The sequence below is a fragment of the Streptomyces sp. NPDC007205 genome (assembly GCF_040634095.1).
Lineage (GTDB): Bacteria > Actinomycetota > Actinomycetes > Streptomycetales > Streptomycetaceae > Streptomyces.
In genome coordinates this window covers 1-25,848 of record NZ_JBEYEW010000044.1, presented here as the reverse complement: position 1 = coordinate 25,848, position 25,848 = coordinate 1, and the positions used below count along the sequence as shown (strand labels likewise).

The following is a 25,848-nucleotide window of genomic DNA, read 5'->3' as shown; positions in this document are numbered from 1 at the left end:
GCGTGCGAGGTGGCGCCGGCGCTCGACGCCCGCGGGCCTGTCATTTCGTGTCCGCGACCACCGGCGTCCGTACGGCAACCCTGCCCGCGTAGCGGAACCAGAGGTTGTAGTCGACCGTCGCCCCGGGGGCCAGAGGCGGCGGATCCAGGATGACCACGCCGAGACCTCCCGGGGCCATCCGTAGACGGCCGCCGGCCGGGACCGGGACGGACCGCACCCGGTCGGCCCGTCCCGGCCCGGTTGAGCGGATCATGCTGATCCCCGCATCCGGGGAGTCGGCGTACAACAGCGTGTCGCCGACGGCACCGGTGTTCCGGATCTCGAAGTACGCGACGGCGGTGGCGGCTCCGGTCGGGGCGACGAGTCGCGCGTCCACGACGGCGATTTTCGGCGGGGGGCCACCGGCTGCCCCGGCAGCCGTGTAGGCGACCAGCAGAGCCAGTGCTCCGCCGCACGCGGCCAGGGGAGCAAGAACCGGACCGGCGGCTCTTCGGACGAGAGTGGCGAAGCATGTCGTGTTCCAGGTCACACAGAAGTAGTCGGAAGCCGGTGGCCTTGAGTTCCCGGCCCGATTCCCGTGAAGGCGGGAACTCGGTGGGGCAGCCGCACGACTACTGGGTCGTGGGACAGATCAGGCGACGGTCACGTCGCGCCGAGCAGCGGCTCTCCTGGCACTCGGACGATCCGGTCGCGCTGGACGTGCGGCTGGTTGACGTCCGTTGCCGGGTGGACGCGACGACCGAGATTCGGGGCGTACCACTCCACGCACGCGCGGGCGAATGCGTCGCACTGAACGGCCTGGCAGCGTCGGCCGGTACGGCGCTGCTGCGCGCGGTGGTGGGGCTCCACCAGGTGAGCCGCGGTCGGATCACCGTGGGAGGGCGGGACAACCGGAACCCCGCGGAACGTGCGTGGCGCAACAGGGCATGTGCATGGGTTCCGCGCGTGACCGACACGGCCGGCCCAGCGGTGCGCGCCGCCATGACGCCGGCGCGCACCGCAGGACCGGCGGCGGCTCTGTCGTACGCCGCGGACAGGTCGGGAGCCGGTGGACTGTTGGACGGTCCGCCGAGCGCTCTCACGCGCCAGTGGCTGCATCTCACCCGCGCGATCAGTTGCGTGACAGCGGGAGCAGGCGAGGCCGTCCGGCGCGAAGTGTCCACCCAGCCGGCCCCTGGATCGACGGGGTGAGCGGAAGCATCAATTCCCCTGAACGCATGGCAATTGACCGAAAGTCGCGGGAACTCACTCGGTCACCTGTCCGACTACTGATGCGACGGCGCGGCACAGCGCGCGGTCGCGGCAGTAGCCAGGAGGGCCTCATGACACCCGAGATAGAGAACGCGTTCGCGGCGATCAGAAGCGACCATGGTGCGGAATCCCTCGGCCGGGTGGAGCGGATGCTGGAACCCGGAGGGGGAGGGGCGCGGCACCCGCTCCAGAAGGGAGCCAAGTGGATCCTGCCGGGCCTGTCTCCCACCCCGTGGCACGATCCCCGCGCGCACCCGGAACTGATCTCTGTCGTCGAGGCACTGGAATCCGCTCATCCGGTCATCAAGGACGAACTGAAATCGGCCTGGGAAGTGCGTCGGGAGGCGTTTTCCGACTACGACCACTATCTGACCCGGCAGGAGAACTGGCAGGCTCTCTACCTTTACCGCAACGGGGCAATGGTCGAGGAAGCGGCCGCGACCGTACCCACCGCCTACAAGGTGCTCAAAGAGTCCGCCGTCGACACCGAGAAGATCTGCCCGCTCCTGGAAAGTCACTTCTCCACTCTGCTGCCCGGGGCGTCCATAGCCCCGCATTGCGACCTGTGGAACTTCAGCATCAACCTGCATCTCGCCGTGGACATCCCCGCCGGGTGCAGTCTCACCGTCGCCGGTGCGACCCGCACCTGGCAGGAAGGCCACTGTCTGCTCTTCGACTACTCCTTCGAGCATGCGGCGCGCAACGACGGTGATCGTCCACGCACCTGCCTCCTTGTGGACCTCTGGCACCCGGAAACAACCATTCCGGAACGGCGGGCGCTGGAAGCGCTCATCTCGGAAATCAGGCGACTGATGGGGGAGAACTGACCGCCTGAAACTCCTGGAAAGAAAACCGGCAGTTATGCGCTGTCGGTTTTCAGTGCTGCCGAAAATCTCATATCCAGCCCTGGGGAATCCCGCAGGGTGGCCATTCTCAAGTCCTCTTCGGGGGTGCTATCGTGACCGAAAATGATCGACGGATTCGATATTCGTTGCTTTTTCCTTTCTGCTGGTGAGGGGGACCGGACAATGTCGGCACGGCTGCCCCTTCTCGTCCTGGCGTTGGCTCAACTGGTCATCGCCCTCGACTACAACATCGTGTACGTCGCGCTTCCCGACATAGGTGCCGGCCTCGGTTTCTCGGACCATGACCTGCAGTGGGTGGTGAGTGCCTACGTCGTGACGACGGGCGGCTTCCTGCTGCTGGGCGGCCGGGCCGTGGACCTGCTCGGCCGGCGCCGGATGTTCGTCGCCGCGGCACTGATCTACGCGGGTTCCTCGCTGGTGGGAGGGCTCACGGAGGCGCCGGGAGCACTGGTGGCCATGCGGGCGCTCCAGGGCATCGGCGGATCCCTGCTGTTCCCGGCCACCCTGTCCCTGATCAACACGATCTACGCCGAAGGACCGGAGCGGAACCGGGCGTTGGCGGTGTGGGGCGCTGCGGGGGCCGGCGGCCTCTGCTTCGGCTCCCTCCTCGGCGGTGTCCTGGTGGACGCGCTCGGCTGGCCGTCGGTGTTCTTCGTCAACGTTCCCGTGGCGGGAGCCATGGCCTGGGCGGGCCGGGTACTGTTCCCGGCGGACGTCCCGCCCCCGGGTGCGCGGAGATTCGACCTGACGGGCGCCCTGGCCGGGACCGCGGGCATCACCCTCCTGGTGTTCCTGTTGGTGCACGCACCGGCGGCCGGCTGGAGCAGCCCGTCCGCCTTCGCGAGCGCGGTGCTGTCGTTGGCTCTGCTCACGCTCTTCGCCGTCGTCGAGACGCGTTCGCGCAACCCGCTGGTGCCGAGCCGGCTGTTCAGGAACCGCGGGCTCGTCGCGGCGATGGCGGTGACCGCTGTGTACAGCGCCACGTTCAGTTCCCTGCCGTACTTCCTGACCCTGTACTTCCAAACGGTGCGCGGCTACAGCGCGTTCACGACCGGCCTCGCCTTCCTCGTCCCGGCGCTGGTGGTCGCCGCCGGTACTCAGGCCGGGGAACGGGCCGTCGCGGCCGTCGGCGTACGCCGCATGCTGGTCGGCGGCATGGCACTCGGCGCGGTGGGCGCCGCTGCTCTCGGCCTTGCGCTCACCCGGCACGGTTCGTACCCGATGCTGTTGCCGGGCATCGTGCTGCTGGGCCTGGGCCAGGGTGCCGCCTGGACCGGCATGTGGATCACCGCTGCCGCCGGTGTCGCTCCCGATGACCAGGGCGTGGCCTCGGGGCTCGCCTCGACCAGCCTCCAAGTCGGCGGCGCGGTGGGCCTCGCGGTGCTGGTGGCGCTGGCCGGTGCTGCCGGGCAGCACCCGGCAGACGGCACCTCGCTGACTGGCATAAGGACCGCCGTGTTCGCGATAGCGGCCGGAATCGCCTGCGCCGTGCCGCTGACCCTCGCCGTACGCAGAACGACCACCGGTCCATAGACCACCACTGTCGTCCCCGTCCCCTCCGGGTGCCCCCGGAACTCCCACACTTGGAGAACAGCCGTGCCCAGTAACGCTCCCAGTCCACCCGCCGCCGTCCTGTGCGGACTGGCCGGATGGGTGCCGCCCCGCGTGGTCACCAACGAGGAGCTGGCCGACCGGCTCGACACCGACGACGCCTGGATACGCACCCGCACCGGAATCCTGCGCCGCCACGTCATCGAGCCCGGCCAGGCGACCTCGGACCTGGCCGTCGAGGCCGGGCGCAGGGCCCTGCGCAGTGCCGGAGTCGATTCCGTCGACGCGGTGATCGTCACCACGACCACACCGGACCGGCCCTGTCCGGCCACGGCGCCCGCGGTGGCCGCCCGGCTCGGCCTCGTCGGAGCGGCCGCCTTCGACGTCGGTGCGGTGTGCACGGGCTTCGTGTACGGCCTCGCCACCGCCGCCGGGCTGATCACCTCCGGCGTGGCCGGACGGGTCCTGCTCATCGGCGCGGACACCTACTCCACGATCGTGGATCCGCTGGACCGGGCCAACGCCATCATCTTCGGTGACGGCGCCGGCGCCGTCGTCCTGCGCGCCGGACGCGTCGACGAACCCGGGGCCGTCGGCCGGTTCGACCTTGGCAGTGACGGCACGCACGAGGATCTCATCACGGTCGCCGCGGGCGGCTCCCGCCAGCGCGCCGGCGGAGACGAAGTACCGCCCCGCGACCGGCACTTCGCCATGCGCGGCAACGAGGTCTACCGCCACGCGGTGACCCGGATGGCCGAGTCCGCGCGCACCGTCCTGCGTACGGCCGGCTGGAAGATCGACGATATCGACCGCTTCGTCCCGCACCAGGCCAACCTGCGCATCCTCCACGCGGTCGCCGACGACCTGGGCCTGCCGCCGGAGCGCTGCGTGGCCAACGTCGACTCGGTCGGCAACACCGGCGCGGCGTCCATCCCACTCGCTCTCGCCGACGCGGTCGCCGATCAGGTGGTCCGCCCTGGCGACCGGCTCCTGCTCACCGCCTTCGGCGGCGGACTCACCTGGGGCTCCTGCCTGCTGACCTGGCCCGAACTGCCGCTGCCCGCCCACCCGTACGACCGAGGAGAAGAAACCGCCCCATGAGCGCCACCTACGACCGGCTGGTCGAGATCCTGACGAAACTGCACGACGCCCCGGCCGAGCGCTTCACCCCCGAGGCCACCTTCGCCGACCTCCACGTCGACTCGCTGACGATGGTCGACCTCAGCATCCGCATCGAACGCGACCTCGGCGTGACCGTGCACGACAGCGAGCTGCGACCCACCCTCACCCTCGGCGGCACCGCGGCACTGATCGACGCCAAGCGGGCCGGCTGACCCCCTCACAGAGGACGACACTCATGAAAATCACCGAACAGCTCGGCTCGGCCCTCGGCGCCACGGTCGAGGACTTCGACCACGCCGGCGCCTCTGACACGGACATCGAGACGCTCAAGCAGACCGTCTACACGAAGAAGATCGCCGTCCTGAAGGGACAGAACCTCTCCCCCCAGCAGTTCCTGGACCTCGGCAGGCGCCTCGGGCGTCCGGAGACGTACTACGAGCCGATGTACCACCACCCCGGACTCCGGGAGATCTTCGTCTCCTCCAACGTCCCGGAGAACGGCAAGCAGATAGGTGTGCCGAAGACCGGCACGTTCTGGCACGCCGACTACCAGTTCATGCCCGACCCCTTCGGCATCACCCTGATCTACCCACAGGTCATTCCGCAGAAGAACCGCGGCACCTACTTCATCGACATGGGCAGGGCCTACGAGAAGCTGCCCGAGGAACTCAGGAAGCAGGTCGCCGGCACCTGCTGCCGGCACTCGGTCCGCAAGTACTTCAAGATCCGCCCGCAGGACGTCTACCGCCCGCTCTCCGAGATCATCGAGGAGGTCGAGCGCAAGACCCCGGCCGTCCGCCAGCCCACCACGTTCACCCACCCCCTCACCGGCGAGACGGTCCTGTACATCAGCGAGGGCTTCACCGTCGGCATCGAGGACGCGGACGGCACACCGCTCGACGACGACCTGCTGCAGCGCCTCTTCGAGGCCACGGGCCAGCTCGACGACACCTTCGAGCACGACAACATCCACCTCCAGAGCTTCGAGCAGGGCGACCTGTTGATCTGGGACAACCGCAGCCTCATCCACCGCGCCCGGCACAGCGCCACGCCCGAGCCGACGGTCTCCTACCGCGTCACCGTCCACGACGAGCGCAAGCTGCACGACGGGATACCAGCGGCATGACCACAGCTTCCGTCGAGCGCTCGTACGCCACCGACACCGACTTGCTGGAGCGCGTCCTGGCGCCGTACAAGGCGCACTGCAAGTACCTGAGGTCAGCCGTCGTCACCGCCGGATCCGAACGCGCCGCCACACGCTGTGAGTTCGCCATCCCCGAGTCCTGCTACATCGACGACACCGGCCATCTGAACTCGGTCGAGGTCAACATCGCCTACAACCAGATGATGTACTACCTCGTCGCCAAGTCCGTGCAGGAAGGACTCCTGGCCGGGTTCGAGAACTGGACCCTGGACGACTTCTGGCGCCATCAGCTCCCGGACATCCTCATCGCCCGCTTCACGGGCAACTTCCGGCGTCCCGTCAACCCACGTGCGTTCTCGGGCGAGATGGAGTTCCTGTCCGTCACCCGGCGCGCGCCCGCCGGCGGCAAGCCGTTCCTCCATGCCGAGACGTCCTACCGCTACTGGGACGCCGACGGCGGCCGGTGCGGCGGCGAGGCGACTCTCGCATTCGTCAACGTGCCCTGAACCAACGAAGGGATCGCCCATGGAGACGCTCGTCCAGACCGTCCGCTTCCACGCCGAACGCCGGCCCGACACCCCGGCCGTGCTGTGCGAGGGCCGCAGCCTGTCGTACGGCGACCTGCACCGCGAGAGCAACCGCATCGCCCACGCCATCCGGGCCGCAGGACTCACCGAGGGCGACCGCGTGGCGTACCTGGGCAAGGAGTCCGAGCACTACTACGAGATCCTGTTCGGCTGTGCCAAGAGCGGCACCGTCCTGGTCCCGGTCAACTGGCGGCTCACCGCGCCCGAGGTGAGCCATGTCCTCCAGGATTCCGGCACCAGACTCCTGTTCCTGGAGCCGGAGTTCGCGCCGATCGTGGAGCGGATGCCGAGCGCACCGCCCGAGCGGGTCGTCGCCCTCGGCCCCGACTTCGCGGCGTGGACGGCTGAGCACCCGGACACCGACACGAAGGTCGAAGCCGGCGCCGACACCCCCGTCGCCCAGCTCTACACCAGCGGTACCACCGGCCTGCCCAAGGGCGTCGTCCTCGCCCACCGCAGCTTCTTCGCCATCCGCGAGGCCCTGCAGAGCGAGGGGCTGGACTGGATCGACTGGCGGGACGGTGACATCGCCCTCGTCGGCATACCCGGCTTCCACATCGGCGGTCTGTGGTGGGCCACCCAGAACCTCAACGCGGGGACGACCATCGTGGCCATGCGTGCCTTCGCCGCCCGCCATGCCGTCGACCTGATCCGCGATCTCGGCATCACCACGGCCTGCGTGGTACCGGCGATGCTCCGCATGATGCTCACCGAACCAGGTGTCAGCGCCAAGGACTTCACCACACTCCGCAAGACCGTCTACGGCGGCTCCCCGATCTCCGAGAGCCTGCTGGAGGAGAGCCTCGCCGTACTGGACTGCGACTTCGCGCAGATCTACGGGCTCACCGAGACCGGCAACACCGCCGTGTGCCTGCCGCCGGCCGACCATGTCCCCGGCGGATCACGCATGCAGGCCGCCGGCCACCCCTATCCGGGCGTCCGCGCCAAGGTGATCGACGACGACGGCAACGAACTGCCGCCAGGTGAGATCGGCGAGGTCTGCCTGCACACCCCGGCCCGGATGGTGGAGTACTGGGGTCTGCCCGACAAGACCGCGGAGACCCTGGTCGACGGCTGGATCCACACCGGCGACGCCGGGTACCTCGACCCGGACGGCTACATCTTCATCCGCGACCGGATCAAGGACGCCATCCTCGTCGCGGGCGAGAACGTGTACCCGGCCGAGATCGAGAACGTGCTGGAGCACCACCCGGGCGTGGCCGAGGCGGTCGTCGTCGGAGCCCCCGACGAGCGCTGGGGCGAACGGGTCCACGCCTTCGTCGTCCCCGCCCCGGGGCCGCAGCCGAGCCCACGGGACCTGCACACCTTCCTCGTTCCGCGTCTCGCCGCCTTCAAGCTCCCGTCGCGCTACGAGTTCATCGACCGGATACCGCGCAACCCCAGCGGCAAGATCCTCCGCCGCGAACTGCGCGACCGCTTCTGGGGCGGCTCCGCCCGCAAGGTCAACTGACGCCGTCGACACCGTCGTAGAGAGAGCCCATGCCTGAACCCCTCACCCCTGAGAGCTTCCGCGCCGACCTCTCGGAGTTCCTGTACCTGCAGCCCGACGAAGTCGATCTGGCAGAGAGCCCGCTGGACGCGGGACTGGACTCGCTGCGCATCGTCACCCTGCTCGAACGGTGGCAGGCGGCCGGTGCGGACGTCAGCTTCGTGGACCTCGCCGAGTGCACGTCCTTCGCGCAGTGGTGGCAGCTGCTGGCCGGACGCCAGGGAGGTGCGGCACATGCCGACACCTGAGCCCACGCATCGACACCCGCTGTTGGCGGCCCAGGAAGGTATCTGGACCGGCCAGCAGCTCGACCCGGAAAGCCCCGCCTACAACACGGCCGAGTACGTGTGCGTGGACGGCCCGGTGGACCAGGGTGTCTTCGACGCCGCGCTCCACCACGTCGTCGCCGAGACCGAAGCCCTCAACGTCACCTTCGCAGTGGATGGGCAAAGGCGCCCCTGGCAGGTTGAGGCTCCGGTCCGCGACTGGCAGTTGCATACCGCCGACCTCACCGGGGAAGCAGACCCGCACTCCGCCGCCCTCGCGTGGATGGCCACCGACATGGCCCGCCCCGTGGACCTGGCCTGCGACCCGGTGTTCGGACACGCTCTGCTGAAGACCGGGCGCGACCAGTACCTCTGGTACCACCGTGTGCACCACATCGCCCTCGACGGCTTCGGACTTTCCCTGGTCGCCCGCCGCGTGGCCCAGGTCTACACGGCCCTCATGGCGGGCCAGCCCGTACCCGGGAGCGGCTTCGGCACGTTGGAGTCCGTGCGTGCCGAGGAACGTGCTTACCGGGAGGGCGCCCGTCACGCCAAGGACCGCGCCTACTGGACCGGCCGGTACGCCGACCGCCCCCCGGTGGCCACGCCTGCGGGTCGCTCGGCCCTGCCCGCCCGCACCTTCCATCGCCGCGTCACCGATCTCGACGCGACCCGGGCCGACTCCCTCCGCACGGTCGCCCGTGAGCTTTCGGTGACCTGGTCCGAGGTGCTGCTCGCGGCGACCGTCGTCCATCTGCACCGGGTCACCGGAGCGCCGGAGATCGTCCTGAGCCTGCCGGCCATGGGCCGTCTCGGCTCCGTGTCGCTGCGCGTGCCGGCGATGGTGCGCAACATCCTGCCGCTGCGGGTCGCCGTCTCCGCCGACGACAGCCTGCGCGACCTCGCGGCCCGCGTCTCGCGCGAACTGCGCGCCGGTCTGCCGCACCAGCGCTACCGCTACGAACAACTGCGGCGCGACCTGAAGCTGGTCGGCGGACAGCGCAGGCTCTCTGGGCCCGGCGTCAACATCATGCCGTTCGCGTACGATCTGCGGTTCGCCGGACACCGCAGCACCGTCCACAACGTCTCCGCCGGTCCCGTCGACGACCTGGCGGTCAACGTCTACGACCGCTCCGACGGCACCGGTCTGCGGATCGCGGTGGACGCCAATCCCGACCTGTACGAGGAGGCAGAGGTCCTCTCGTTCCAGGAGGGGCTGCTCGCGGTGCTCGACGAGGCGGTGGCCGCCCCTGACCGGCCCCTGCACCCGGCGTCCATACCGGTCCTGGACGGCGGGCCGCTGCCCCGTCCGTCCCGGCCGGTGCTGAGCCTGATCGCCGAGCATGCCGAGCGCCGGGGCGGAGCCGTCGCCGTGGAGCACGCCGGAGACAGCGTCACCTATGCTCGGCTGTACGGCACGGCACACGACGTGGCCCGCCGTCTGACAGCCCGTGGCATCGGGCGGGGCGACCTGGTGGCCGTGGCGCTGCCCCGGGGGATCGACGCCGCCACCGCCATCCTCGGCGTGCTGCTGTCGGGCGCGGCCTACTGCCCCCTCGACCCGGCCGCCCCCGCCGACCGGACGGCACAGCTGCTGAGCGAGGCCGTACCCGCCCTGGTACTGACGACGGCCACCCGTGCGAACACCTTTGCGGGCATGGTGCCCGTACTCACCTTCGGTGAGACGGATTCGGCTCTCGGCCCAGCTCCCAAGCCGCCGTCACCCCAGGACCCCGCCTACGTCATCCACACCTCCGGCTCCACCGGCCGCCCCAAGGGCGTCGAGATCAGCCACGGCGCCCTGGCGAACTTCGTGGCGGGTGCCACGTACCGCTACGGTCTGCGCCGCGAGGACCGGGTCCTGCAGTTCGCGCCGCTCCACTTCGACGCCAGCGTGGAGGAAATCCTCCTCACACTGTGCGCCGGCGGCACCCTCGTCGTCCGCACCGACGACATGACCGAGTCGATACCACGGTTCCTGGACGAGTGCGCACGCCTGCGGGTCAGCGTGCTGGACCTGCCCACCGCGTACTGGCACGAACTCGCCTACGCACTCTCGACGGGCACGACCGCCCTGCCCGCAGGAGTTCGGGCTGTGGTCATCGGCGGCGAGGCTGCGCTCCCCGAACGGGTGGAGCGCTGGCGCAAGGCCGTGGGCACGTCGGTCCACCTGTTCAACACCTACGGCCCGACCGAGGCGACCGTGGTCGCCACCGTCACCGACCTGCACGACCCCGCGCTCGCCCCCGGCGACGTTCCGATCGGGCTGCCGCTGCCGGGTACCAAGGCTGCCGTCGTCGGCGGGGAGCTGTACCTCCTGGGCGACAACCTGGCCCTCGGCTACCGAGGGGCAGGCACACCGGACGCTGCCCGGTTCGCCCCTCTCGCCGCGCTCCCCGGCAGTCCCCGCGCCTACCGCACGGGAGACCTGGTGCACATCGGCGAGGACGGGCAACTGCGGTTCCACGGCCGGGCGGACGAGGAGTTCAAGATCAGCGGTCATCGTGTGCACCCTGCCGAGGTGGAGAGCGCCCTGCTGACCCATCCACGGATCCGGGAGGCGGCGGTCGTCGGACAGACATTGCCGGACGGCACCCGACGCCTCGCGGCCCACCTGGTCGCGGAACCTCCGGCTCCCTCCCGCTCCGAGGTCAGGGACTACCTGCGGGCGAGGCTGCCCGCGGCGATGATCCCCTCCGCCGTCGAACTCCACGACCGCCTGCCCCGCACCGGATCCGGCAAGATCGACCGATCCGCGCTGAGCACGCCGTCCGCGCCCCAGGCCCCCACCGCCGGCAGCCCCCTGAAGCGGACCGTCATCGGCATCTGGCAGCAGATCCTGGGCACGGACGACATCACCGCTGGAGACGACGTCTTCGACCTGGGCGCCCAGTCCCTGCAAGCCATCCAGGCCGCGAACCGGCTGGGTGTGGAACTCGGCCGAGACGTACGAGTCGCCTGGCTCTTCCAGTACCCCACCCCTGCCGAACTCGCTCGCTTCCTCGACGACCGGCCGCCCCCCGCCACCGGCCTCCCGTCGGCCTTTCACACCGACACCGTCCTCGACCCGGACATCCGGCCCGGTACCGGCCACCGTCCGGACACGCTCCGGCGCGTCCTGCTGACCGGCGCCACCGGCTTCGTCGGGGCGCACCTCCTGGCAGAACTCCTGGCCACCACCGACGGCGACATCGTCTGCACCGTCCGCGCGCGCACCAGCGGTGAAGCCGTGAACCGCATCCACCAGGCCCTGGAGCACCACCGCCTCACGCTCCCCGAAGCCGCGAAGAACCGCATCACGGCTGTCCCCGCCGACCTCGCCCGCCCCGACCTCGGTCTCACACCCGACCTCCTCGGCGAACTGGCCGAGAACTGCGACGCGATCTTCCACAATGCCGCGACGGTCAGCATCATGCGCGAGTACGGCACCCTGCGCGCCGTCAACACCGAGTCCACCCGGCACCTGCTGCGGCTGGCCGCTGCACGGTCGATCCCGCTGCACTACGTCTCCACGCTGTCCGTGGCCCCGCCGGCGAGCCTGAGCTCCGAGGTGCCGGAGGCGTTCCTGCCGCCCCACGCCGGTCTGCGCTACGGCTATCAGCAGTCGAAATGGGCCTCCGAACGACTGCTTGAACAAGCGGCCGAGCGTGGTCTGCCGGTCACCGTGCACCGTCTGGGCCGAGTGGTAGGACGGGCCGGGACCGGATACGTCAACACACGCGACTTCCTGTGGAGCGTGCTACGGGCGGGAATCCCCGCCGGGATCCTCCCGCAGTTGTTCGAGGACGAGATCTGGACACCGGTCGACCACGTCGCCAAGTCCGTCGTGCACCTCGCCCTCACCGCCACCGGTCCCGTCTTCAACCACGCGGTTGGACCGAGGGTACGGCTGAGCGACCTTTATGACTGGGTCGAGCAGTACGGATACGCCGTGCGACGTCTGCCGCTGACCGAATGGCGTGATCAGCTGCCGCGCTCGGCCGGCGTGGCCGCCACCACGCTCGCCTTCTTCGATTCGAACGAGACCACCGGGAGCGATGCCCCCGACCTGCGCCTCGGAGACGTCCACGCCGACAACGTCCGCCAAGGACTGCGCGGCAGCAGCGTCACGCACCCGCCCATCAGCCAAGACCTGGTCTTCCGGTACCTCGACCACTGTGTGGCTGCCGGGGAACTTCCCGCACCGGCCGCAAAGGAACCCCACCCGGTGCACTCCACAAAGTAGTTGGACCTGGCCGGGAACTCACGGCCACCGCGCCACGACTACTGCTACGGAACACCACCGCCTGTAAGCAAGGAGCCAGCATGTCCATCAAACGGCCGGTCGCCACAGCCCTGGCCGCGGCCCTGTGTCTGGTCACGGCGGCATGCGCCAACTCCTCCACGGACCGGAAATCGAGCGGCAAGCAGGCCGATGTCGCCGCCTCGAAGGCCGGATATCCCGTGACCATCGAGAACTGCGGCCGGAGTGAGACCTTCAAGCAGACCCCCAGCCGAGTGGTCGTCATGAACGGCGCCTCGGTCGCCGAGGTCTCGACCCTGCTCGCCCTCGGCCTCGGCGACAAGATCGTCGCCAACGAGCAGAGCTACGGTTCGAGCGAGGTCCCCGGCCGGGCCAAGGCCATCAAGTCCCTGCCCACCAGGAACATCAAGCTCAACGACGCCTACGACATCCCCCGCGAGGCCATGCTCGGGCTGCGCCCGGACCTGGTGCTGTCCACGACGTCGTACGGCTTCGACGAGAAGAACGGCTTCGCCACCCGCGACCAGCTGCAGCAGGTGGCAGCCAACACCTACGTCTCCCCGCAGGGCTGCGACCAGGACACCTCCAAGATGACCGTCGCAGACAGCTACACGCTGCTGCGCGACATGGGGAAGATCTTCAACGTCAGCGCTCGGGCGGAAAAGCTGATCGCCGCCTCCCAGAAGCACATCGACGAGGTGGCCGCCAAGGTCAAGGGCAAGAAGGCCCCCAAGGTGATGGTGCTCTTCTCCAACATGTCCATGGGAGGCAACGCCTTCAGCTCGGTCGTCGCCCACGGCATCTACAACGACATCCTCACCAGGGCCGGCGGCGCCAACGCCTTCGAGTCGGCCTCCAAGACCTCCTTCGCCGACCTGAGCAAGGAGAAAGTGGCCGCCACCGATGTCGACGCGCTCGTCGTCATCGGCTACAACGACCCCAACCCGGCGGCCTACGCCAAGAAACTGCTGAAGGAGTTCCCCCAGTGGCCGGCCGCCAAGAACAACAAGTACGTCGTCCTGTCCGACTCGATGTACCTCGGCCCGAGCAACGACCTGGCCGTGCAGAAGATCGCGCGGATGCTGCACCCGGACGCGTTCTGAGCCGGCCGACCCGACTGAGGGTCGGCCTGGCCTTCACCCTCCTGCCCGTCGCGCTGGTGGTCACCATGATCGTGGCGATCAGCATCGGAGCGGTCAACGTTCCCGTCGCCGACGTGTGGGGGACCGTCTGGCACCACGTCACAGGGCAGGGCGCGACCGGCGACCTCGCCACGGATCAGATCGTCTGGAACTTCCGCACCCCCCGGGTCGTCCTCGCCGCCCTGGTCGGCGCGGGCCTGGCCGTCTCCGGAGCAGTGCTGCAGACGGTGGTGTCCAACCCGCTCGCCGACCCCATCGTCCTCGGCTTCTCCTACGGCGCCACGCTCGGCGCGGTGCTGGTCATCACCCTGGGCGGCGGCGTGGCCCTCGCCGGGCTCGGGGTGTCGGCGGCGGCATTCCTCGGCGCGGTGGCGGCGGGCGCACTTGTCTTCGCGCTCGGGCAACGGCGGGGCCGTATTGCACCCACTCGATTGGTGCTGGCCGGGGTCGCGGTCGGCTACGTCTTCCTCTCGGCGACGAGTTACGTGCAGTTGCAGGCGACACCGACCGAGCTGCGCACGGTGATGTTCTGGATGCTCGGCAGCGTGGCCGGCGCCCAGTGGGACCAACTCCCCGCGGTCACCGTGGTCGTCCTGGCCGGCACCGCCCTCCTCACACTCTTCGGCCGGCGGCTCGACGTTCTGCTGGCCGGTGACGAGTCCGCCACGGCGCTCGGCGTCGACGTCAACCGCCTGCGCGCCGTGCTGCTGGTGCTCAGCGCACTCCTGACCGGAACGGTCATCGCCGTCGCCGGCAGCATCGGCTTCGTCGGCCTGATGATCCCGCACCTGGTCCGTCTCACCCTCGGCGCCGACCACCGCCGCCTGCTGCCCCTCACCGCCTTGCTGGGCGCCCTCTACCTGGTCCTCGTCGACCTGCTCTCCCGCACCCTCAACCGCCCCAACGAACTACCGCTGGGCATCCTCACCGCCCTGCTCGGCGCACCCTTCTTCCTGTGGCTGCTGCGCCGCAACAAGGGCCTGGACTAACGCATGAAACTCACCGTCGACCAGCTCCACATCACCCTGGACCGCCGGCCGATCCTGCACGCCGTGAGCCTGGAGGCCGGAAAAGGCGACATCGTCGGCCTCGTCGGCCCCAACGGCAGCGGAAAATCAACCCTGTTGCGCGCCGTCTACCGCTCGCTGCGCCCGGCGGGCGGCGTGGTCAGGGTCGGTGACGACAGCGTGTGGGCCCTGTCCGCCCGTACCGCGGCCCGCCGCACAGCCGCCGTCCTCCAGGACGCCACAGGCAACACCACCGGCCTGACGGTCACCGAGATCGTCGCCCTCGGCCGCGCCCCGCACCACGGGCTTCTCGGGCGCGACGGCGCCGAGGACCACCGCGCCGTGGAGGACGCCATCGACCGGTGCGGCGTACGTCCCTACGCGGACCGGGACTACGCCTCCCTGTCCGGAGGTGAACGTCAACGAGTCCTCCTGGCAAGGGCTTTGGCACAGGACCCACAGCTCCTCGTGCTCGATGAGCTGACCAACCACCTCGACATCCGCGCCAGGTTCGAGCTGCTGGACCTGATCCGCGCCACCGGTGTCACCACGCTGGCGGTCCTGCACGACCTCGACCTGGCGGCCCGGCTCTGCGACCACCTGGTCGTCCTGTGCGAGGGAGCAGTGGTCGCGGCGGGACCGGTCCTGGAGGTGCTCACCCCGCAGACCCTGGCCGACGTCTTCGGCGTGCGGGCGTCCGCGGAACGACACACTGACGGCGTCGTCCGCATCACCTACGCGGCCCAGCCGCTCACCGGCGTGGAGGGCAGGGAGGAGGACGCGAAGCCACACGTGCCGGAATCCGGTACGAGGCTTCTGAGCCCTCCGCCGGACAAGGAACCCCTGCGCTGATGACGATGTCGCCGTCGTCGACGTAACGGTCCCCAAGGGTCCCGAACGGTCCCGAGCGCGTACGTCGATCGTGCCGTCGATCTTCGTGAGCTTGTCGACCAGCCGGGCTGGGGAAGTTGCCGGATGCGGCTGCCCATTCCCTCGATCGGAGGCCGGTGTCGATGGCTTCGGGTTCGGCCGGCTACAGGGTTCGGGCGGCCAGGGTTCGGGCGGGATGGCGGGGGCCGAGGAAGACGGCGACGCCGTGGCCGCCGGGTGCCGGGTGGGTGGCCTGGGTCCAGCTGCACGTCCGTTGGGGGCGTCCTCGGTCACCGACGCCAGCAGGCCGGCGCCGATGCCGGTGCCCCGGGCGCTGAGCCGGATCGCTTGTGGATGGCAACGGTCAACCGGAAAGGGGGTGGGCGTGGCCCAACCGGTGGCGAAACCGACGACGTCCCCTCCGTCGAAGGCGAGTGCGGCGGTGAACCCCGGACGCCGGACGTCCGAGCCGAGCCGTGCAACGAACGCGTCCGCCCTCTCCTCGTCCTCGTTCCAGGGCGGTGCGCGGAACGTGTCGGCGTAGACGGAGCGCAGGGCTGCGCTGTGCGGCAGGAGAGCGTCGTATGTGACAGGGGCCGGCTCCGCCCCGGCCCGTACGAGGAGGTCGCCGACGGCGGCGATCATCGCGCCGTTGTCCGTGCCACAGCCTCGGCGGCGGTACCCGCAGTGCGATGCCGGCTGCCCTGCAGCGCTCCTCGGCCAGTGACCGTCCCGCGAGTTCGCGGTGACTCCGCCGACGACGACCAGCGTGCCGACCTCGTGCTCCCCGCAGGCGGCCACGGCTTTGCGGGTCAGGACGTCGGCGACCGCCTCCTGCAGCGAGCGGCCCCGTCGTGGACGGGCAGTTCGCGCCCGGCGTGGGTTTCGGCCCAGCGGGCCGCCGCCGTCTTCAGCCCCGAGAAGGAGAAGTCGTACGACCCCGGAAGCGGGCGCGGGAAGGGGACAGCGCGTGGATCGCCCTCGCGTGCGGCACGGTCGATGGCCGGACCGCCGGGATACGGCAGGCCGAAGACCCGCGCGACCTTGTCGAAGCACTCCCCGGCGGCGTCGTCGAGGATGTCGCCGAGGTGGGCGATCCGGTCGCGGGCCAGGTCGCGCACGAGGAGCAGCGAGGTGTGGCCGCCGGAGACGATCAGCACCATGCAGGGGTCGGGCAGCGGGCCGTGCTCCAGGGTGTCGGCGGTGACGTGACCGGCCAGGTGGTGCACGCCGTAGAGCGGGACGCCCAGCGCGTAGGCGATGCCCTTTGCCCCCGCGAGGCCCACTTGTAGCGCGCCGGACAGGCCCGGGCCCGTGGTCACGGCGACCGCCCCGACGTCCGAGAGCCGCAGCCCGGCCTGGTCCAGTGCCCGACGCACCACCGGGCGCAGGGCTTGCACGTGGGCACGGGACGCGATCTCGGGCACCATTCCGCCGAAGCGGGCGTGCTCGTCCAGCTGGCGCGGCCTCCCGATGAGGACGGTACGACCGCAGAGATCGCAGTGATCACTGCCGACGACTGGGCGCGAACACAGCAGTCCGGCGATCCGATCAATATCGTGCCCGTCGAATGCCGCCGGGCACCGGACGCCTTGCGACCGGGTGCGGCGCCGGGGCTGCCGGACGAGGCGCACGAGCACGACGGACAGCTCACCAAGAAGCACATCCGGGCCGTCACCGTCGAACGTGAGCCGGTACGTGCCGCACGCATCCTCCGCAGCGCAGAGCGCCTCGCCGTACCCGGACTTCGGGTCGTCGCCGGTGCCGCTCCTGCTGCGTTGGCCGAACTCCCCAGGCCCGAAGCCGTGTTCGTCGGCGGCGGGCTCACCGCCCCGGCCTCCTCGACGCCTGCTGGCCAGCCTGATCGCAAGATGCCGTTCTTGCTGCTAGTGTGCAGCTGCATGTGATTCGCAATAACGTCGGAGGATGTTGGACATGGCGCTTTACACGCTCCCGGAACTTCCGTACGACTACTCGGCGCTCGCCCCGGTCATCAGTCCGGAGATCATCGAGCTGCACCACGACAAGCACCACGCGGCGTACGTGAAGGGTGCGAACGACACCCTGGAGCAGCTGGCCGAGGCGCGGGACAAGGAGTCGTGGGGCTCGATCAACGGCCTGGAGAAGAACCTGGCCTTCCATCTGTCCGGCCACATCCTGCACAGCATCTACTGGCAGAACATGAGCGGCCCGAAGGACGGCGGCGGCGAGCCCCTCGCCCAGGACGGCGTCGGTGACCTGGCCGACGCGATCACCGAGTCCTTCGGCTCCTTCGCCGGCTTCAAGGCCCAGCTGACCAAGGCCGCCGCCACCACGCAGGGGTCCGGCTGGGGCGTGCTCGCCTACGAGCCGCTGAGCGGCCGCCTGATCGTGGAGCAGGTCTACGACCACCAGGGCAACGTCGGCCAGGGCTCGACCCCGGTCCTGGTCTTCGACGCCTGGGAGCACGCCTTCTACCTGCAGTACAAGAACCAGAAGGTGGACTTCATCGAGGCGATGTGGGCCGTCGTCAACTGGCAGGACGTGGCGAAGCGCTACGCCGCAGCCAAGGAGCGCGGCGACAGCCTGCTCCTCAAGCCGTGACGCCGTAGCCACGCAGATGTCCTGCTCGTGATCGTCTTCTCACCCTTCACCGGCAGGCAGCACAAAGGAAGGCTCCCGCGAGGCAGATCCTCGCGGGAGCCTTTCGGCTGTCATGCCGGGGCGGGAGACTCCCGCGGGCCCAACTTGCCGTCAGATCCTCCGCGTTCGGCCCCATACTCGGCGGCAGCAGGGATCTGCAGGCCAAGACCTTGGGCAAGCTGGAGGTCTTCATCCGGGAACGCCCGCCGCGAGCAACGGCCTCACGGCCTGGGCATTGACGACCCGGCTGATGGACCGGCTGAGACAGGCGAAGACGGAGGCGCAGGCCAGGTTTCCCCAGCTGCCCTCGGGCCGCGTCTGTGTGTGTCCGAGTCCGTGGGCAAGGAATCCGAGCGTCGGGTGGCCTGCCGGGGCCTTCGAACCCGCCCCCTGTACCGTCAACCAGTCTCTGTGGTGCGAGCGTTCCAGCGCTCCTCGACCCTGGCCAGGCGCCAGTAGCCGATGGCCACGGCCCAGACGACCACGAACAGGCCGGCGATGACGTAGCCGACGTTGTCCAGGTTCAAGCCCGCGATCCAGCCGGTGACGTCGTCGCTCAGACCGAGCTTGTCGTGCAGGACGCCGACCAGTTCGATGGTGCCGACGAAGAAGGCCACGGCGATGGACAGGCCGGTGATGGTGAGGTTGTAGAAGACCTTGCGGACGGGGTTGGAAAACGCCCACTGGTAGGCGAAGTTCATGAACGTTCCGTCGAGGGTGTCGAAGAGGCTCATGCCGGCCGCGAAGAGCAGAGGCAGGCACAGGACCGCATACCAGGGCAGCCCGGCGGCGGCGCCGTTGCCGGCCAGGGCGAGGAGCAGGACTTCGGTCGTGGTGTCGAAGCCGACCCCGAACAGGAAACCGAGCGGGAACATCTGGCCGGGCCTGCGGATGGATTTGGTCAGCCGTCCCAGGAGGCGGTTCATGAAGCCGCGCGAGTCGAGGTGCGCTTCCAGCTCCGCCTCGTCGTAACGTCCGGCCCGCATCGCCTTGAAGACGCGCATGATACCGAACAGCGCCACGAGGTTGAGAGCGGCGATGAGGTACAGGAAGCTGCCGGAGACCGTCGTGCCCACGGTGCCGAGCACCTGGTGGGTTCGCGAGTTGTCGTTCATCAGGGTGCCGGCGAGCTTGGCGCCTCCGGCCACCAGTGCCGCCATGGCGACCACCACGCTGGAGTGGCCGAGCGCGAACCAGAAGCCCACCGACACCGGCCGCTGACCGTCGGCCATCAGCTTGCGGGTGGTGTTGTCGATCGCGGCGATGTGATCGGCGTCGAAGGCGTGCCGCATGCCGAGGGTGTAGGCCGTGATGCCCAGGCCGATCCCGAACGCTTTGGAACCGACCTCGTAGTGACGCGGGATCACCAGCGCGAAGAGAATCCCGAAGGCCACCACATGCAGAGCGACGATCACGGCCAGCAGGCCGACGGTTCGGACGGTGTCCTCGCGTCGCCAGCGGAAGGAAGGGGCGGCGGCTTCGGGCACGCCTGAGGACACGGTCATACGGTCACGCTCCAGCACCTCGTGGATCAGCTTCGTGCTGCCGTGGCCGGTCTCCTGGCTGACGGGTCGACGCGCCCGCCCCTGCCTTCCCGGCCGCGAGACCAGTGGCAATGCATGAGGCGAGAACTCCCCGATCACAGTGGCGAGGGCCGCTCCGGACTGAGCCCTTGAGAGGCTTTCACCGGTCTTCCCGAACACCACGGCCCGCCCACCCTAGATGGCCGGAGACAATCACTGCAAGGCTGCACAACTGATCAGGTATAGGGGGGAGCGCGGTGGCTGCGATGATGAGCCCATTCCCTCACGACGAGGTCGAGGACCGCCCCGGCTCCTCCTCCTTCCCCTCCCGGCACACCGCCGCCGTGGCCTTTACCGCCGCCGTGGCACCCACGTGGCCGGCGGCCGGCGCAGCGTGTGCCCGGCCGGCCACCATGGTGGCGCTCGAGCGGTCGCACGTACGAAGGGGCCGGACGTGCTGGGCGCCGGACAGCCCGGCGACATCGGCCCGTTCAGCCGCTGACCCGACGGTACCGAGGACCACGGCCAGGACGAGGACGGCGAGCAACGTCCGACCGGTAACCGGTGCTGACCCGACCGCCTGTACGTCCCAGAGGGCGGGCCCCGGTGACCGGCAGGAACCGGAGGCTCGCCCCGCATGGGTGCCGCGGGGGACGTGCATGTGCTTCCCGTTCAACGCGTCTGCGGCCGAGAAGGTCACGCCACCGACGTGGTGAGTGCAGGCTGTGGCAGTTCGTATCGGTGGGCCACGGCTCACGCCCTGCCGTTGATGTGCAGCTCAGCGTCGATCACCACCAGCACCGGGGTGCGAGGGGATAGCCATCGCGCCGACCGGCCTCGACGACCTTTCCCTTGCGCACCAGCACCTCGGTTGCTGCCCTTCCCTTGGCCGGCCCCGCCCTTCAGCCCGGGGCCGGCAACCTGACTGTTCTCGTTGGAACGTCACCGTTTGCCCAGCAAGGGCATCTTGCGCCGGAGCTGTTCGGCGAATGACGGGCTTGGCGTCCGGCGTCGCAAGCGGGCGGCGCCGTGTGCCCTGAACTCGCCTGTTCGGGGTACTCGCGCGCTCATCGGATGGTCGGGCGCACGGCGCAGCCCGGCTGCAGAAACTCAGAGGGACGGGAGGTGACCGCCGTGTCGAGCACGCAACCGCACCATGCCGGAACCGGCACGGACCGCTCCGGCCAGGAGCCGGTGAGCGAACTGGTGCAGCGGGCCTCGCAGCAACTGACCGAGCTGGTGCGCGGCGAGCTGAGGCTGGCGCAAGCGGAGATGAAGGAGAAGGGTAAGCACTACGGCAAGGGCGGTGGACTGTTCGGCGGAGCCGGAGTCGTCGGCTTCCTGATGCTCCAGGCGCTGGTCGCCACCGCGATTGCCGCGCTGGCCGTGCTGTTGCCGGTATGGGCGGCCGGGCTGATCGTGACCGCGGTGCTGGGTGTGATCGCCGCGGTGATGGCCGTGAGTGGAAAGAAGCAGGTCGACCAAGCCGCGCCGCCCACGCCCGAGCAGACGGTAGAGAACGTGAAGGCCGACGTGGCCGAGATCAAGGAGAGTGCCAAGCGATGACTCAGCCTCCTCACGACCAGCCCACCGCCTCCAGCCCCGACGAACTGCGCGAGCAGGTCGAGCAGACCCGCGAAGAACTCGGACAGACGGTCGAGGCGCTGGCGGCCAAGACGGACGTCAAGGCGCGCGCTCAGGAGAAAGCCGCCGAGATCAAGGAACAGGCTGCCGCGAGGGCCGGCGAGCTGAAGGACCACGCCGCGGCGAAGGCCGGGGAACTGAAGGCGAAGGCCGCCGACCTGGCCCACCAGGCGCAGGACAGGCTGCCCGACCCGGTCAAGGACAAGGCCGCCCAGGGCGCCGAGCAGGCCCGGGCGAAGGCGGCCCAGGCCGGTCAGATCTGGGAGGAGAGGGCACCCGAGCCCGTGCGGCAGAAGACGGCTCAGGGAGCGCAGCTGGCGCGGGACAACCGGAAGGTCCTGCTGGCGGCAGCGGGCGTGGCTGTCGGGGTGTGGCTGGCCTTCCGTCGCCGGAAGGGGTGAGCCGGGTGAAAGCATCCAAGATCGCCTACAAGCCGGTCGGTCTGGCACTCGGTGCCGTCAGCGGCATGGCCGCGGCAGCGCTGTCCAAGCAGGCGTGGAAGATGCTGGGCCACGATGAGGACGCCCCGGACGCCACCGACGAAGAGCGTTCCTGGCGCGAGGTGCTGCTCGCCGCCACTCTGCAAGGCGCGATCTTCGCCGGGGTCAAAGCGGCCGTCGACCGCGCCGGCGCCACCGCCACCCGCCGCCTGACCGGTACCTGGCCCGGCTGACGCATATAGGGATCCGGGAGGGCCGGTACGACACGGATACCGGCCCTCCCTCCCCCCGACCAGTACCCACGCGAAGGACCCCCACCGCCATGTCCGACTGGCACGCCGCCGCCGCGCTGACCGCTGCAGCAGTCATCGCCACGATCATCGCCACGATCTTGGTTGCCCGGGCAGTTGTCCTCCACGAGAGCGGCCGAGTCGCCTGTCCTACCCACCGGGCGCGCGGTCGCGCCACATCCGGTCCCGACAAGGCCGCGCTCTGTGCAGTCGCGCTCTCGGACGACGCTGCAGCCTTCGCCGTGCGCGAGGCCGAACAGCACGTCCACCACTGCTGGCAGCAGCTCCAGACGCGGGTCGACCCGCCCGAGTGACCAGCTCGACGAGATGCGAACCCACCGCTGGCGCTCCCGCACGAACGAGTCCCGTACGGAGCAGCTACAGGGGGCTTGCGGGTGCTGAACCGACCCCCGACTGGCATCAGCCGGTCGTACCGCCTGGTCTCGCCGGATCGGGCCACCGCTGACGGCTCGGACGTCACCCCAGGCGCCGGGTGAGGCCGGCCTCAATGTGGAACCTCAGCCCGTGGCGCTGCTGCCCCGCCCCGCCCCGTACGGCGACTGTGTGAGCGGGACGGCTGGGACGGGCTGTGGTTCTTGTCCATCGAGGTGGGCTGTCCGGTCAGCCGGCCGCCCGTGCGGTCGGTGCGCCGTACCACCTCGGGCACCTGACGCTGTCGCGCGGCGGTGATGTGCTGACTACGCCGGGGTGCGGGGGTGCGGCGGGCCGTCGTACCGCGTGGTTGTCCGTCCGTGCGAGCCGGTTAGCCCGACCCGTCGGGACGTGTGGCTGACGTCGGGGTGGCGGCCTTCACCCGGGGCTGCGGCGTGCTCTGGCAGACGCCCGTCGAGCACGAGCCGCGGCCGCTCCGTGCGGCGCTTCTGGAAGACCTCGAGGAGACCTCGCTCAGGCGGCCGCGTTGCCGCCGGCCGCGCAGGAGCCGCTCGTGCACTGGTTCAAGCTGGTCGGCGGCGGCTGGCCGCTGCTGACCGTCTGTGGTTGCCAGCGGCGTATCGGCTCCAGATCCCTCCAGCCTCGGACGCGAGGCGGGTCCTGATCACGGCGTACGTCCGATGAGCGTACGCAGCGTCCCCCGGTGCCCACGAGCGGGCTCGGCGGGCGCGGGAGCTGGACCTTTCGTAGATTGAAGAGCGAGCGACTGGCAGGAAACGCGTGTGACACCGAAGATCGACTACCCTGGGGTGTTCGCCGCCCTTCCGAGCCCGTGCCTGGTGCTCGGCACGGACCTGGTGATCGCCGACGCCAACCCGGCCTTCTGCGAGGTGACCGGACGGAGCCGGGCCGAGTTGGTCGGGCAGTACCTCTTCGACACCTTCCGGGACAACCCCGCCGACCCGGAGGCCGACGGGATGGAGACGCTGAAAGCCTCACTGCACCGTGTCCTGGCCTCCGGCCAGACCGATCACATGGCGTTGCAGAAGTACGACATCTCGATCCCCGGCAATCCCGAGGTGTTCAAGGAGCGGTGGTGGACCGCGATCAACGTGCCCGTCCTCGGCCCGGACGCAAAGGTCGCCTGGATCATCCACCGGTCCGAGGACATGACCGACGTCGTCCGCGCCCGCCGCACGGCGCACCTGCCATCGGTCAGCCCCGGCCGGGAAGCGGCCATGGAAGCCGAGCTGTACGCCCGGGCGCGGCAACTGCAGCAGCTGAACGAGGAACTGCGGCAGGCCCACGCCCGTGAACGGCACATCGCCGTCGCCCTCCAAGAAGCCATGCTCCACTCCCCGGACCTGGCCCAGCACCCGAACATAGCCGTGCGCTACCTGCCCGCGACCGGATCACTGAACGTGTGCGGCGACTGGTACGACGCGGTCGACCTGCCCGCGGACCGCTTCACCGTCACGGTCGGCGACGTGGTCGGCCACGGGCTGATGGCCGCCACCGTCATGGGCAGGCTCCGCAGCGCGCTGAGCGCTGCCACCCGCACCGTCCACGGCCCCGCCCAAGCACTGGAGGTCCTGGGGCTGTACGCCCGCTCGGTCGAAGGAGCACTGGCCGCCACCGCCGTCCAGGTCCTCGTCGACTGCCACAGCCAACTACTCATCTACAGCAGCGCCGGCCACCCCCCGCCCGTCCTACTGCACCCGGACGGCTCCTGCGAGCTGCTCGACCAGGCCACCGACCCACCGCTGGGTGCCCGCCCCGAACACGTCCCCCGCCCCCAGGCCAACGTGACCTACACACCCGGCGACACCCTCATCCTCTACACCGACGGCCTGATCGAACGCCGCGACGAGGACATCGACGCCGGCCTGACCCGCCTGACCTCAACACTCGCCACCTGCACCGAGTTCGGCGCGGAACACCTCGCCGACGCCCTCCTCGCCCGTCTGGGGGTCGCCAGCGGCGCCGTCGACGACATCGCCATCGTCGTCGTCCGCCTGGACCGAACGACCCGACCGTACTGATCAGTCGATGTCGTCGTCGGTGAACATGCAGCCGTGGGGATAGACGGCCGGCTTGGCGCGGTCGTAGCGCGGCACGTCCGGCAGGACGGTGCGCAAGGTCTTCTCGGCCTCTCCTCCACGCTGTAGCCGCCGGTGCGGGCGAGCACGGCGCTCAACGGCGCTGGGCAGGTGTTCCAGTCGTCGGCGGGCTGGTGGGAAGCGGGGTTCCGGGTGAAGGCTGCCGCCCACGGCGGTACCGGGCGGCCTTGTGGATGTCGCAGGCTCGGCGGCCTCGCACCGCGGTAATTCGATGGCGCGCGCGAAGCAGTGTGCCCACCCTGGTCCCGTGGCAGAACCCAAATACCAGATTCGAGCCGTGCACACGGACTCCACGGTCACCGTCTACCAGGCGTACGCCCGGGAGATTGGCCTGCCGGCGGCCCGGGAGGGCCGATTCCCGGCCCTGTGGCAGCGGGACCGGATGACATGGATCAAGCCGTCGTTCCTGTGGATGATGTACCGCTGCGGGTGGGGCACCAAAGAACGACAGGAGACCGTCCTCGCCATCGAGATCTCGCGTGAAGGCTTCGAGTGGGCCCTGAGACACGCTTGCCTGTCCCACTACGAGCACGGGCTCCATGCCGACCGCGCCACGTGGAAGCGCCAATTGAAGCGGGCGCCGGCCCGCGTGCAATGGGACCCCGAACGCGACCTGCACCTTCAGCCGCTTGCCCACCGGTCGCTCCAGCTCGGCCTCGCCGGCGAAGCCGCACGTCTCTACGCCGATGAGTGGACCTTCTCCATCACCGACGTCACATCGCTCGCCCACACCATCCACGCGCATGTACAGGACGGAGACCTGGACGCCGCACGGCAACTCCTGCCCCATGAACGTCCCTACACTGTGAACGAAGGGGTCCTGTCTCATCTCCACCAATGAGCCTGTCTGCCCATTGAGATGATCCCTTACAGCCCCGGCGTAACCACCGACGTGGGACCCGGCGGCGGCCCCGTCTGACCGGACCCGGTCGCCGTCCGCATCAGGCGGAGTTGGTCGCGCGCCTGAAGGCGCTCGGTGCGACGCCCGCCAACGTGGGCCAGGGCAATGTGCCGTGGACGGTCCTCGCCGACCCCGAGGGCCATGCGCACGAGGTGACCGGCGAACGTGCGGTGATGCGCTCCGCGACGACAAAGCGGCGGAGGTGGCCCGGCTGCGGGCCCTCGTTCAGGGGCGGAGTTACTCCGCGACGAGCCGGCTAGCTGTATTGACCTGAAGCGTTGTTCACACGGCTGATCGGTGGGTGGCCGCCGAGTGCGGTGTGGCAGCGGTGGTGGTTGTAGGTGTGCAGGAAGTCT

Annotated in this window: 21 protein-coding genes, 5 pseudogenes and 1 riboswitch; of the genes and pseudogenes, 21 read left to right on the top strand and 5 right to left on the bottom strand. The window is 69.7% G+C overall.

The genetic code is table 11. The features are described from left to right. Window positions 1-40: 40 nt before the first annotated feature. A complete protein-coding gene (locus ABZ624_RS37120) occupies window positions 41-376 on the bottom strand; it encodes a copper chaperone PCu(A)C (RefSeq protein ID WP_360099086.1) in 336 nt (111 codons plus the stop codon). A 946-nt stretch (window positions 377-1,322) separates the two neighbouring features. Here ABZ624_RS37120 and ABZ624_RS37115 point away from each other — a divergent pair. From ABZ624_RS37115 to ABZ624_RS37060, 12 genes are all read left to right on the top strand, one after another. Further along, complete coding sequence (locus tag ABZ624_RS37115) at window positions 1,323-2,078, top strand: aspartyl/asparaginyl beta-hydroxylase domain-containing protein (protein ID WP_360099084.1); 756 nt, start codon at window positions 1,323-1,325, stop codon at window positions 2,076-2,078. Between the two features lie 201 nt (window positions 2,079-2,279). After that, window positions 2,280-3,650: an MFS transporter gene (locus ABZ624_RS37110; protein ID WP_360099082.1), complete on the top strand. Its 1,371-nt coding sequence runs from the start codon at window positions 2,280-2,282 to the stop codon at window positions 3,648-3,650. A 63-nt stretch (window positions 3,651-3,713) separates the two neighbouring features. Continuing rightward, window positions 3,714-4,769: a beta-ketoacyl-ACP synthase III gene (locus ABZ624_RS37105; protein ID WP_360099080.1), complete on the top strand. Its 1,056-nt coding sequence runs from the start codon at window positions 3,714-3,716 to the stop codon at window positions 4,767-4,769. Beyond that, window positions 4,766-5,002, top strand: coding sequence for an acyl carrier protein (locus ABZ624_RS37100; protein ID WP_360099078.1), 237 nt, complete (start codon window positions 4,766-4,768; stop codon window positions 5,000-5,002). Before ABZ624_RS37105 ends, ABZ624_RS37100 begins: the two co-directional genes overlap by 4 nt. A 23-nt stretch (window positions 5,003-5,025) precedes the next feature. Continuing rightward, window positions 5,026-5,916 (top strand): TauD/TfdA family dioxygenase, encoded by an 891-nt coding sequence (locus tag ABZ624_RS37095; protein WP_360099076.1) that lies wholly within the window; start codon window positions 5,026-5,028, stop codon window positions 5,914-5,916. Then, window positions 5,913-6,440 carry an FcoT family thioesterase gene (locus tag ABZ624_RS37090; protein ID WP_360099074.1) on the top strand — a complete coding sequence of 176 codons (528 nt, stop codon included), beginning with the start codon at window positions 5,913-5,915 and terminating at the stop codon, window positions 6,438-6,440. Before ABZ624_RS37095 ends, ABZ624_RS37090 begins: the two co-directional genes overlap by 4 nt. A gap of 19 nt (window positions 6,441-6,459) precedes the next feature. Further along, window positions 6,460-7,992 carry a fatty acid--CoA ligase gene (locus ABZ624_RS37085; RefSeq protein ID WP_360099072.1) on the top strand — a complete coding sequence of 511 codons (1,533 nt, stop codon included), beginning with the start codon at window positions 6,460-6,462 and terminating at the stop codon, window positions 7,990-7,992. Between the two features lie 29 nt (window positions 7,993-8,021). Beyond that, window positions 8,022-8,279, top strand: a complete 258-nt coding sequence (locus ABZ624_RS37080) for a phosphopantetheine-binding protein (RefSeq protein ID WP_360099070.1) — start codon at window positions 8,022-8,024, stop codon at window positions 8,277-8,279. Then, entirely contained in the window at window positions 8,266-12,522 is a 4,257-nt protein-coding gene (locus ABZ624_RS37075; protein ID WP_360099068.1) for an amino acid adenylation domain-containing protein, read from the top strand. Before ABZ624_RS37080 ends, ABZ624_RS37075 begins: the two co-directional genes overlap by 14 nt. An 80-nt stretch (window positions 12,523-12,602) precedes the next feature. Beyond that, window positions 12,603-13,643: an ABC transporter substrate-binding protein gene (locus tag ABZ624_RS37070; RefSeq protein ID WP_360099066.1), complete on the top strand. Its 1,041-nt coding sequence runs from the start codon at window positions 12,603-12,605 to the stop codon at window positions 13,641-13,643. A gap of 65 nt (window positions 13,644-13,708) precedes the next feature. After that, complete coding sequence (locus ABZ624_RS37065) at window positions 13,709-14,671, top strand: iron ABC transporter permease (RefSeq protein ID WP_360099064.1); 963 nt, start codon at window positions 13,709-13,711, stop codon at window positions 14,669-14,671. A 3-nt stretch (window positions 14,672-14,674) separates the two neighbouring features. Beyond that, window positions 14,675-15,541, top strand: coding sequence for an ABC transporter ATP-binding protein (locus ABZ624_RS37060; RefSeq protein WP_360099062.1), 867 nt, complete (start codon window positions 14,675-14,677; stop codon window positions 15,539-15,541). 181 nt (window positions 15,542-15,722) lie between these two features. On the opposite strand, the pseudogene ABZ624_RS37055 reads toward ABZ624_RS37060, so the two are convergent. Further along, a pseudogene (locus ABZ624_RS37055) lies at window positions 15,723-16,114 on the bottom strand (GNAT family N-acetyltransferase). Between the two features lie 36 nt (window positions 16,115-16,150). Continuing rightward, a pseudogene (gene tsaD, locus ABZ624_RS37050) lies at window positions 16,151-17,016 on the bottom strand (tRNA (adenosine(37)-N6)-threonylcarbamoyltransferase complex transferase subunit TsaD); the annotation flags it as partial. Window positions 17,017-17,100: 84 nt separating this feature from the next. On the opposite strand from tsaD, the pseudogene ABZ624_RS37045 reads away from it, so the two are divergent. Further along, a pseudogene (locus ABZ624_RS37045) lies at window positions 17,101-17,420 on the top strand (cobalamin biosynthesis bifunctional protein CbiET); the annotation flags it as partial. Window positions 17,421-17,494: 74 nt separating this feature from the next. Further along, window positions 17,495-18,142, top strand: coding sequence for a superoxide dismutase (locus ABZ624_RS37040; RefSeq protein WP_360099060.1), 648 nt, complete (start codon window positions 17,495-17,497; stop codon window positions 18,140-18,142). 437 nt (window positions 18,143-18,579) lie between these two features. Here ABZ624_RS37040 and ABZ624_RS37035 read toward each other — a convergent pair whose 3' ends face one another. After that, entirely contained in the window at window positions 18,580-19,686 is a 1,107-nt protein-coding gene (locus ABZ624_RS37035) for a HoxN/HupN/NixA family nickel/cobalt transporter (protein ID WP_360099058.1), read from the bottom strand. 26 nt (window positions 19,687-19,712) lie between these two features. After that, a riboswitch (cobalamin riboswitch) is annotated at window positions 19,713-19,903 on the bottom strand. A 995-nt stretch (window positions 19,904-20,898) separates the two neighbouring features. Here ABZ624_RS37035 and ABZ624_RS37030 point away from each other — a divergent pair. From ABZ624_RS37030 to ABZ624_RS37000, 7 genes and pseudogenes are all read left to right on the top strand, one after another. After that, the gene (locus ABZ624_RS37030; protein WP_360099099.1) at window positions 20,899-21,270 is read left to right on the top strand and encodes a phage holin family protein; all 372 of its coding nucleotides are present in this window, start codon (window positions 20,899-20,901) and stop codon (window positions 21,268-21,270) included. Further along, window positions 21,267-21,749, top strand: a complete 483-nt coding sequence (locus tag ABZ624_RS37025) for a DUF3618 domain-containing protein (protein WP_360099056.1) — start codon at window positions 21,267-21,269, stop codon at window positions 21,747-21,749. Before ABZ624_RS37030 ends, ABZ624_RS37025 begins: the two co-directional genes overlap by 4 nt. Window positions 21,750-21,754: 5 nt before the next feature. Next, on the top strand, window positions 21,755-22,021 hold the full coding sequence (locus ABZ624_RS37020) for a DUF4235 domain-containing protein (RefSeq protein ID WP_360099054.1): 267 nt from the start codon (window positions 21,755-21,757) through the stop codon (window positions 22,019-22,021). A gap of 89 nt (window positions 22,022-22,110) precedes the next feature. Further along, window positions 22,111-22,392: a hypothetical protein gene (locus tag ABZ624_RS37015; protein ID WP_360099052.1), complete on the top strand. Its 282-nt coding sequence runs from the start codon at window positions 22,111-22,113 to the stop codon at window positions 22,390-22,392. An 861-nt stretch (window positions 22,393-23,253) separates the two neighbouring features. Continuing rightward, entirely contained in the window at window positions 23,254-24,513 is a 1,260-nt protein-coding gene (locus ABZ624_RS37010; protein WP_360099050.1) for a SpoIIE family protein phosphatase, read from the top strand. A gap of 325 nt (window positions 24,514-24,838) precedes the next feature. Further along, window positions 24,839-25,432: a DUF4291 domain-containing protein gene (locus tag ABZ624_RS37005; protein WP_360099048.1), complete on the top strand. Its 594-nt coding sequence runs from the start codon at window positions 24,839-24,841 to the stop codon at window positions 25,430-25,432. Window positions 25,433-25,459: 27 nt separating this feature from the next. Further along, a pseudogene (locus tag ABZ624_RS37000) lies at window positions 25,460-25,635 on the top strand (VOC family protein); the annotation flags it as partial. A gap of 113 nt (window positions 25,636-25,748) precedes the next feature. On the opposite strand, the pseudogene ABZ624_RS36995 reads toward ABZ624_RS37000, so the two are convergent. Further along, a pseudogene (locus tag ABZ624_RS36995) lies at window positions 25,749-25,848 on the bottom strand (IS481 family transposase); the annotation flags it as partial.

Coding starts and splice junctions, on each gene's coding strand:
- ABZ624_RS37115 (WP_360099084.1), top strand. CDS start 1,323: ATGACACCCGAGATAGAGAACGCGTTCGCGGCGATCAGAAGCGACCAT.
- ABZ624_RS37110 (WP_360099082.1), top strand. CDS start 2,280: ATGTCGGCACGGCTGCCCCTTCTCGTCCTGGCGTTGGCTCAACTGGTC.
- ABZ624_RS37100 (WP_360099078.1), top strand. CDS start 4,766: ATGAGCGCCACCTACGACCGGCTGGTCGAGATCCTGACGAAACTGCAC.
- ABZ624_RS37095 (WP_360099076.1), top strand. CDS start 5,026: ATGAAAATCACCGAACAGCTCGGCTCGGCCCTCGGCGCCACGGTCGAG.
- ABZ624_RS37090 (WP_360099074.1), top strand. CDS start 5,913: ATGACCACAGCTTCCGTCGAGCGCTCGTACGCCACCGACACCGACTTG.
- ABZ624_RS37085 (WP_360099072.1), top strand. CDS start 6,460: ATGGAGACGCTCGTCCAGACCGTCCGCTTCCACGCCGAACGCCGGCCC.
- ABZ624_RS37080 (WP_360099070.1), top strand. CDS start 8,022: ATGCCTGAACCCCTCACCCCTGAGAGCTTCCGCGCCGACCTCTCGGAG.
- ABZ624_RS37075 (WP_360099068.1), top strand. CDS start 8,266: ATGCCGACACCTGAGCCCACGCATCGACACCCGCTGTTGGCGGCCCAG.
- ABZ624_RS37070 (WP_360099066.1), top strand. CDS start 12,603: ATGTCCATCAAACGGCCGGTCGCCACAGCCCTGGCCGCGGCCCTGTGT.
- ABZ624_RS37065 (WP_360099064.1), top strand. CDS start 13,709: ATGATCGTGGCGATCAGCATCGGAGCGGTCAACGTTCCCGTCGCCGAC.
- ABZ624_RS37060 (WP_360099062.1), top strand. CDS start 14,675: ATGAAACTCACCGTCGACCAGCTCCACATCACCCTGGACCGCCGGCCG.
- ABZ624_RS37040 (WP_360099060.1), top strand. CDS start 17,495: ATGGCGCTTTACACGCTCCCGGAACTTCCGTACGACTACTCGGCGCTC.
- ABZ624_RS37035 (WP_360099058.1), bottom strand. CDS start 19,686: ATGACCGTGTCCTCAGGCGTGCCCGAAGCCGCCGCCCCTTCCTTCCGC.
- ABZ624_RS37025 (WP_360099056.1), top strand. CDS start 21,267: ATGACTCAGCCTCCTCACGACCAGCCCACCGCCTCCAGCCCCGACGAA.
- ABZ624_RS37015 (WP_360099052.1), top strand. CDS start 22,111: ATGTCCGACTGGCACGCCGCCGCCGCGCTGACCGCTGCAGCAGTCATC.